This is a genomic window from Nocardioides sp. P5_C9_2 (assembly GCF_054049555.1).
In genome coordinates this window covers 1-1,600 of the sequence record NZ_JBFUMD010000665.1, presented here as the reverse complement: position 1 = coordinate 1,600, position 1,600 = coordinate 1, and the positions used below count along the sequence as shown (strand labels likewise).

Annotated in this window: 3 protein-coding genes; 1 reads left to right on the top strand and 2 read right to left on the bottom strand. The window is 67.0% G+C overall.

All coding sequences use genetic code 11. The features are described 5' to 3' along the window. A partial coding sequence (locus ACXJKL_RS20800) for an MFS transporter (RefSeq protein WP_457208896.1) occupies positions 1 to 252 on the bottom strand: 252 nt, incomplete at its 3' end. Positions 253 to 297: 45 nt separating this feature from the next. After that, positions 298 to 783: a DoxX family protein gene (locus ACXJKL_RS20795; protein ID WP_457208895.1), complete on the bottom strand. Its 486-nt coding sequence runs from the start codon at positions 781 to 783 to the stop codon at positions 298 to 300. Between the two features lie 97 nt (positions 784 to 880). On the opposite strand from ACXJKL_RS20795, the gene ACXJKL_RS20790 reads away from it, so the two are divergent. Then, positions 881 to 1,570, top strand: coding sequence for an alpha/beta fold hydrolase (locus tag ACXJKL_RS20790; protein ID WP_457208894.1), 690 nt, complete (start codon positions 881 to 883; stop codon positions 1,568 to 1,570). The last annotated feature ends 30 nt before the right edge of the window (positions 1,571 to 1,600 follow it).

Genomic DNA, 1,600 nt, shown 5'->3' with positions numbered 1-1,600 from the left:
GAAGACCGTCAGTGCCCCGATGAAGACGAGTCGCGTGCTGAAGCGGTCGAGGACGAAGCCCGTCGCCGGGATCACCACCGCCATCGTCAGCAGGTACACCGTCGTGAGCCACTGCGCCGTCGACGCTGCGACCCCGAACGAATCCATGATGTGCGGGAGCGCGACGCCCATGACTGTCTCGTTGAGGATCATCACGAACGCCGCACCCAACAGGAGCGCGATCAGGGTGCGGACCTGCCGCTCAGCGCCCACCGGAACGGCGGGCGCGAGGGAGGGAACTGCCGCCTCCGTGTCCACCTACGTGGTCGGTTGTGTCAGCTGCGGACGGTAGGTGGTGATCAGGAGGCCGGCGGTCGCGACGACACCGACGCCCAGCGTGATCCAGAAGCCGGTCCAACCGAAGAGGTCCAGGCCGAAGGCGTGGAAGTCGTAGAGGTTGTCGATCGAGTACTTCCCGGCGGGGAACGTGCCGAGCACCAGGGCCACCACGCCGAGAGCGAGGACGTACTCGTAGCCCTCCTTGAAGATGAAGAAGCCGTTCTTGCGGTGGGCAAGCAGTCCCGCGACGAGCATGATGCTCAGGGTGGCAGCGGCGGCGAGCGGGGTGAGGACGCCGAGGATCAGCAGGATGCCCGCGCCGATCTCCGTGATCACCGAGGCCCACGCCTGGAGCTTGCCGTGCTTGAGGCCAAGGCTCGAGAACCAGCCGGCGGTGCCGGGGATCCTCCCGCCACCCCAGCCATGGTTGTACCCGTGCATGATCATGATGGCGCCGACTGTCACCCGCAGTGTCAGTTGAACCAGGTCGTACGACTCCACGTCGATCCCTTCGAGACGTCGTTCAGTTTAATGAACTAGATAATATGCCTACTATAGGCGTATGAGCGAACGCATGTCCGACAGCGACAGGACGCCCGTGGTGCTGGTCCACGGCATGGGTAGCAACTTCGAGCACAACTGGCGCCGGCACGGCTGGGTCGACATCCTCGCCGCTGCCGGCCACGAGGTGCTCGGCTTCGATATGCCCGGACACGGCAACGCCGCTCCGCTCGCCGCAACCGGTGACGGCGGGGTCGTTCGCCTCGTCGAGTTCTGCGAGGCCCACGCGGGCCCGGACGGGGAGGTGGACATCGTCGGCTTCTCGGCAGGCTCGGTGCTCAGTCTCACTGCGGTCGTACGTCGGCCCACACTCTTCCGCCGCGTCGCCCTTCTCGGATTGGCCGACACCCAGCTCGAGGTCACCCTGGAGGGCATGCGCACGGGGGCCGCCGACGTCGACTCCCCCGTCATGCGCGCGGTCCGGCTGTCGGCCGAGCGCGCGGGCAACAACGTCACCACCGTGCTGGATTGGGCGTCACGCGCCGACGGGCCGCCGAGCTTCGACGACCTGGCCCGAGTGACCTCACCGGTGCTCCTGGTGCTGGGCGAGCAGGACTTCCTCGGCGCACCCGAACGTCTGCTGGAGTCCCTCCCCCAGGCCCGGCTGGTGACACTGCCCGACACCGACCACTTCTCCACCACCAGGCGCGACGAGGCGAAGTCAGCCGTGCTGGAGTTCCTCAGCTCCTGAACCGCTGACAGAGACACCGATGGACGGGCG

Excerpts from the sequence above, each read along its gene's own strand:
- ACXJKL_RS20790 (WP_457208894.1), top strand. The coding sequence starts at position 881 with ATGAGCGAACGCATGTCCGACAGCGACAGGACGCCCGTGGTGCTGGTC.